Here is a 6,286-nt window from a genome sequence, read left to right as displayed (position 1 = left end):
CGGACTTAGTAAACAATTGGCGCTGCTTGAGGCCCATGTAGACCAGCGCTTGTTCGTGCGGACCGGGCGGGGACTCAAGCTGACTGAGGCCGGAGAGATTCTCTATGAATCAGTCAAACCCGCCTTTCTGGAAATAGACCGGGCGATGGATCAGGTGCGCAAGCAAGGCATTACTCAGGGTACGGTGCGCCTGGCGGCCGTGCACACGCTTAGCTATTATTTCACGGCAGATTGCGTGGCCACTTTTGTCAGCAACCGGCCGCATGTCAATCTTTCACTCATGGGTAGAAGCTCGCCAGAAGTCGTGACGCTGGTCGAACACGGAAATGCAGAGCTGGGATTGGTCTACGATTCGGCAGTCAATTCTGATGTGCTTGTGTCTACTGCGCTGTTTGAAGAAGACATGGCGCTGATTGTCAGACAGGACAGCGCCTTGAGTGGGCCACAGGATCTGACCTGCACAACACTCCAGCTGGTCGGCTTCCCCCCACACTATGCCCTTCGCAAAATGATACACAGTGGCGGCCTGGAGCCACATTTCGTGACGGAAGCCGAAACGGTGGACGCCATGTTAAAGCTTGTTTCTTCAGGCGTCGGCGATTGCATTTTGCCGTCCAGGATTCCGACAAAAGTGCTGGCAGACTATGGCTTGAAGAAGGTGAAAATCGAACTGCCCTTATTGCGACGAAGAATGGTATTGATCAAGCATCATGACAAACCGCTGAGTGCTTTGGCCATTGCCCTGGAGCAATGCATATTGCAGTTGTCGAAAGCCATGAACGAACAGGTGGAATAGCTGCTATGAGTTTTGCTTTATAGCTATATTTGATTTGAATCAATAGAATCTGTCATAGAACCTTGAAAGTTTTTATATAAACAGATCATGTATGGAGGCCACAGCATGAATGCGCCATTAAGAGAAAAATCCTACTTCGATAAGCGTGCAACCCAGGAGATGTCCAAGCATCTGCAAATTGTAGAGCGGGACACAAAAGAGACTATGGCCTACGCCTGTCGAATCCTGGCCATGACCGAACAGGAAGCGGGCCTGGCAGGGCAGATCAGCGTAAGATCGGAGCGCCCGGGTGCCTATTGGACCTTGCGCTTTGGCCTGGGTTTTGACGAAGCGAAACCTGAAGATTTCATCGAAGTTGATCGCGATCTCAATACGTTGACGGGAGAGGGCATGGCCAACCCGGCGACTCGCTTTCACCTGTGGGTCTACGATGCCCGCCCCGATGTCAACAGCATTATTCATACTCACTCGCCCTGGGCGTCCGCCCTTGCCGCTGCGCGACAGCCATTGATTATCTCCCAAATGGATATGACTCCCTTGCATAACGATTGCGCATTTCTGGGTGAATGGCCCGGTGTGCCGATTGCCGATGAAGAAGGCGTCATTATTTCAAAGGCATTGGGACAAAAAAAGGCAATTATCCTGGCCCATCATGGGTATTTGACCGCGGGTACCTCCTGTGAAGAGGCGACCTACCTGTCGGTTTACCTTGAGCGCGCAGCTCGTATGCAGATCCGTGCGCAGGCATTTGGCAAGCTGACTCCCGTTGATGACAAGCTTGCCGCTGAAGCCCACGATTATCTGCTCAAAAATTCAATCGTCAAGGCGACCTTTAATTACTGGTGCAGGCAGACGCATGGTATTGCGCCGCTAGATCTGAAGTAGTTACTGGCACGTTAAACAGACGATAAAGTTCATTATTATTAAAAGGAACCGGGATGGCGAATAATACGACATCCGGGTCTGTCCGTTCGCGTTCGCAATATGTGACGGCAGGCCTGGCAAGCATGATGGGGACAACCATTGAGTGGTACGACTTTTTCTTATACGGAACAGCCGCAGCACTGGTTTTCAATACGATCTTTTTTCCTTCGTTCGATCCATTGACGGGGACGCTGGCTGCGTTTGCCACCTATTCCGTGGGATTCTTTGCCCGACCGCTGGGTGGTATTATTTTCGGCCATTTCGGTGACAAGGTCGGCCGAAAGTCTATGCTGCTCATTACATTGTTTATGATGGGGATTCCGACGATCCTGATCGGGCTCATTCCCTCGTATGAATCCATTGGCTACTGGGGCGCGGTGTTGCTGGTGCTCATGCGATTTATACAGGGTATCGCCGTGGGCGGCGAATGGGGCGGCGCTGTATTGATGGCCGTGGAGCATGCCCCCGAAGGCAAAAAAGGATTCTTTGGCAGCCTGCCTCAAGCGGGGGTTGCCCCGGGCCTGATTCTGTCTTCTTTGGCAATGGGCGCCGTGGCGTCATTGCCCAACGAAGACATGTTGGCCTGGGGGTGGAGAATTCCTTTCCTGGCCAGCGTTCTACTCTTGCTGGTTGGCTGGTTCATCCGCGTCAAGGTTGCCGAATCCCCAGACTTTGAGCGCATGAAAAAGAAAGGCGAAAAGGTTGGGATGCCGGCCATGATCGTCCTGAAGAAGTATCCGAAAGAAGTGCTTGTTGTTGTGGGCGGCAGGCTTGCCGAAGTAACCTGGTTCTACACAGTGGTCACCTTTGCACTGGCCTATACCACCAATACCCTTGGTGTTGATCGGATGGTGATGCTGGATGCCACTATCTGGGGCGCATTGGTATCGCTCTTTACCATGCCGCTGTTTGGCATTCTTGGCGATCGCCTGAGTTTTAAATGGGTATTCATGGCAGGTTCTATTGGCATATTGCTGTTTTCCTCCTTGTTTTTTTCTATGCTCGGCAGCTTGGACGTCGCGTCCATCAATATCGCAATGATCATTGCCATCGGTGTGGTCTACGCCTGCCTGTATGGTCCCGAGGGAAGTCTTTTTTCTGCCCAGTTCCCGCCTGAGGTCAGATATAGTGGTATATCGATCGCAGTGCAGGTCTCTGGCGCTATCGGCGGCGGCCTGGCACCACTGATTGCAACGTCGCTGCTTGCCTATGGTGACGGCGATCCACGCTATATCGTGTGGTACCTGAGCGGTTTGGGTGTGATTGCCATTATCAGCTCCATATTCATGCATGGCCCCGCCAAATTTGCGCCGCTGACGGAAATGCAAGAGGCCCGGTCATGAGTGGCAAAACCATAGACTATTATTTTTGGCTGAACTCCGACTGGGCCTATCTGGGGGCGGATCGCCTGGCGCGTATTGCGGAAAAATACGATGCAGCAATTAACTACAAGCCAGTAGACCTTCCTGATGTCTACGCCAGGACGGGCGGGATGCTTCTGCATCAGCGCTCGCCCGAACGCCAGGCCTATCGCATCGCCGAATTGAAACGGTGGTGCCGCAAACTGGACATCAGCATTAACCTGCAGCCTAAATACATGTGCCCGAATGCAGACCTGGCATCGTGCATGGTGATTGCAGCAAGCCAGAACGGCATCGATATCGCCCAATTGTCCAAATCCATTCTTCGTGCCGAGTGGTGCGAAGATGAGGATATTTCATCTGACATAACTCTGATTGATATTGCGAATAAACATGGCCTGGATGGCCTGACGCTGATGAACCAGGCACAAGCGCCGCAGATTATTGCTCTCTACCGGAAATTTACCGATGAAGCCGTGGCTTGCGGTGTATTCGGTTCTCCTTCGTATGTTTTTAAGAACGAACTGTTTTGGGGGCAGGACAGGCTGGATATGCTGGAAGAGGCGATCAGAAGGGCAGATTAATTCTTGTTCATATCCGCATGACGGCTGAGTTGTTCGGCCTGCCCTTTCATCTGCTCCACCACATATGACAGGCGTGATGTATCGAGACGATTTGACATTGCAGTGATGGTTAAGGCTGCCTGGGCTTGTCCCGCTGCATCGACAACCGGGACAGCGACTGCGCTGGTGCCGGACATTACGCCATTTTGGACATAGGCATAGCCCAGGTTTCTGGCCAAGTGCACCCTTTGTATGAGTTGGTCTGGCGTGAGGTCGCTCTGTGCCAGCCGCGTGGTATTAGCGGAAATGATTTGCCGCAGCTCATCTGGGGACAGGCAGGAAAGAATAGCCACGCCTGAGACACCTGCGCCTAGCGGGCGCCGCGCACCCACATCAATGGATAGCACTTGGATAGGATGATGGCCGGTCTGGCGGGCGATACAAATTGAATCCAGCCGATGGCGTATGCTCAGGAATGCAGTGTCGCCGATACTTTGTGCAAGGTAGTTCAGACACGTTGAGGCGGCAGATAAAAGGGGAAACCGTCTGCGGCGCGCCAGGCCCAGAAGCGTCAATTCGCTGCCAATCAGGTAGCGACGCGTCAGCGGATCCTGTTCAACAGCTTGTTCCTGCAGCAGCGTTTTCAATATACGGCGCGCAGTGGGCCGGTTCAGGCCTGAAATATTAACAATATCCGTCAGGCGCACGCCATGCTCTTGACCGCAGGCAACCAGTCGCAGGATCTGCATGGCACGGGAAACGGTCTGGCTTCCCGGTTGCGCAGTTGCACTGTCTTCGCTCGCGTCTGAATTCATGATGTTTCCTCTTGATAGTGATCGTTAAAGCACCGATTTTGGAGTTTGCGACACCGCAGGCAAGGTAACGACGTCTCCCAGGGTAGCGTAGTTGGGGCCGGCAAGACGGCAGATCGGACGCAAGGACGTACTGTCGATTTTTCCGTTATTCAACAAATTATCCCTGATATGCAGCACCTGAATCTCTCCGACAAAGAATTCTGCACCGGTATCGCCGTAGGGGGTTACGCTATGCAGCCGGCATTCCATGTTGATCGGAGCGGCCGCAAGACGAGGCGCCGACATCGACGATCCGGGAAGGGTTGCAAGATGCAGCAATTGTGCTTCGCTGACCTGTGGCGGGTATTCACCGGCGCTCTGGTGCAAGGGTTCCAACAGCGTTTCATCTGCAATATTGACGACGAAATTCTTATTGCGAAGAATGTTCGTGGCGGTGTCCTTGCGTGCTCCCGCCTTGCGCCCAATATTTATACCGATCATGGGCGGCATGTTGGAAACAATGGTGTAGCAGCTAAAAGGCGCGACATTGATGAGGCCAGCATCCGACAAAGTGCTCACCCATGCGATAGGTCTTGGCACGACGATACCGGTCAATAATTTGTAGGTCTGCTCGGGGCTCATGCTATTTGCAAAAATTTTCATTGGTTGGCACCAGAAATATGTCCAAATAATAACCGTCATTGTCAATGGAAATGCATGACAAACGCAATAATGCCCCATTTTTGTACCATGTCGTGAGTATCGAATCTATATTAAGTCCGTTATTTGGACGTAAATCGATTTTTCATATTGTCCTGTGATATCAACCCTTGCTATCTTTTGCCGCATGGTTCCACCATCGATTATAGGAAGAGACAAATGCAAGCACAAAAAATGATCGCTGCCGTATCCATACTGCTAGCCTCGACGGCGTATGCAAACGACTGGCCTGATAAGCCAGTTACAATCGTCGTCCCATATCCACCCGGTGGCAACGTGGATGTTGCAGCAAGACTCATCGCGCCCGGGCTGGCGAAAGCGTTTGGCAAGCCATTTATCGTGGAGAACAAGGCGGGCGCCGGAGGCCTGATTGCCGGAGAGCATGTCGCCAAATCCAAGCCGGATGGGTACACGTTCTTCATGGCGGCCAACGGCCCACTTCTTTATAGTCCGATTATTTTCAATCGTGATGCCTACCATTGGGATCGGGATTTCGAGGCGGTCACGTCGGTTTCGATGACTCCGATGGTGCTGCAGGTGCGTCCCGGGCTACCGATCAAAACGGTCAACGAACTCATAGATTTCGCGAAAAAACATCCCGGCAAGCTTAATATGGCTTCGCCCGGCGCAGGCACTTCCAATCACTTGATGAGCGAAATGATGCTGGCCAAAACGGGGGCCAAATGGATGACAATTCACTACAAAGGAAATTCACCTGCGCTCACCGATTTGCTTGGCGGGCAGGTGGATTTCAGCTTTGACCAGCTGTCGGTGGCCTTGCCCTACATAAAGGATGGGAAGCTGCGTCCCCTTGCCGTGACGTCACAAAAACGCCTTGCGAGCCTGCCGGAAGTACCAACCTTGGCCGAATCCCATATTCCGGATGCTATCGCCTACACCTTTACCGGTTTGATGGCGCCCAAAGGCACGCCCACAGAGATTCTTGAAAAACTCAGCGCCGCCACGACAGCGGTCTTGAAAGATCCGGCAATCGTTCAGCGCTTTGAGACGCTTGGCGCTGAAGCCCAGAGTATGACGCCCGAAGACTTTAAGGCGTATCTAAAGAAAGAAGACGCGCGCTGGGTGCCGATTATCAAAAAGGCAGGCATCAGCGTGAACTAGGAACAG

Annotated in this window: 7 protein-coding genes; 5 read left to right on the top strand and 2 right to left on the bottom strand. The window is 52.7% G+C overall.

From position 1 onward, the window contains the following. The 4 genes from INT32_RS21055 to INT32_RS21040 all read left to right on the top strand — a co-directional run. The coding region (locus tag INT32_RS21055) for a LysR family transcriptional regulator (RefSeq protein WP_193090657.1) at nucleotides 1-796 on the top strand (796 nt) is incomplete at its 5' end. Nucleotides 797-901: 105 nt separating this feature from the next. Next, nucleotides 902-1,681 carry an aldolase gene (locus INT32_RS21050; RefSeq protein WP_100699237.1) on the top strand — a complete coding sequence of 260 codons (780 nt, stop codon included), beginning with the start codon at nucleotides 902-904 and terminating at the stop codon, nucleotides 1,679-1,681. 53 nt (nucleotides 1,682-1,734) lie between these two features. Beyond that, nucleotides 1,735-3,063, top strand: a complete 1,329-nt coding sequence (locus tag INT32_RS21045) for an MFS transporter (protein ID WP_100699236.1) — start codon at nucleotides 1,735-1,737, stop codon at nucleotides 3,061-3,063. After that, entirely contained in the window at nucleotides 3,060-3,665 is a 606-nt protein-coding gene (locus INT32_RS21040; RefSeq protein ID WP_193090656.1) for a 2-hydroxychromene-2-carboxylate isomerase, read from the top strand. The genes INT32_RS21045 and INT32_RS21040 overlap by 4 nt, the downstream gene beginning before the upstream one ends. On the opposite strand, the gene INT32_RS21035 is transcribed toward INT32_RS21040, so the two are convergent. Further along, the gene (locus INT32_RS21035; RefSeq protein WP_193090655.1) at nucleotides 3,662-4,459 is read right to left on the bottom strand and encodes an IclR family transcriptional regulator; all 798 of its coding nucleotides are present in this window, start codon (nucleotides 4,457-4,459) and stop codon (nucleotides 3,662-3,664) included. The genes INT32_RS21040 and INT32_RS21035 overlap by 4 nt on opposite strands. 24 nt (nucleotides 4,460-4,483) lie before the next feature. Further along, nucleotides 4,484-5,101 (bottom strand): flavin reductase family protein, encoded by a 618-nt coding sequence (locus INT32_RS21030; protein ID WP_193090654.1) that lies wholly within the window; start codon nucleotides 5,099-5,101, stop codon nucleotides 4,484-4,486. 216 nt (nucleotides 5,102-5,317) lie between these two features. Here INT32_RS21030 and INT32_RS21025 point away from each other — a divergent pair, with 216 nt between their 5' ends. Further along, on the top strand, nucleotides 5,318-6,280 hold the full coding sequence (locus INT32_RS21025) for a tripartite tricarboxylate transporter substrate binding protein (protein ID WP_193090653.1): 963 nt from the start codon (nucleotides 5,318-5,320) through the stop codon (nucleotides 6,278-6,280). Nucleotides 6,281-6,286: the final 6 nt, after the last annotated feature.

This window comes from Advenella sp. FME57 (genome assembly GCF_014897675.1).
Lineage (GTDB): Bacteria > Pseudomonadota > Gammaproteobacteria > Burkholderiales > Burkholderiaceae_B > Advenella.
Note: the sequence above shows the minus strand (reverse complement) of the source record. Positions and strands in the feature narration are given on the sequence as shown.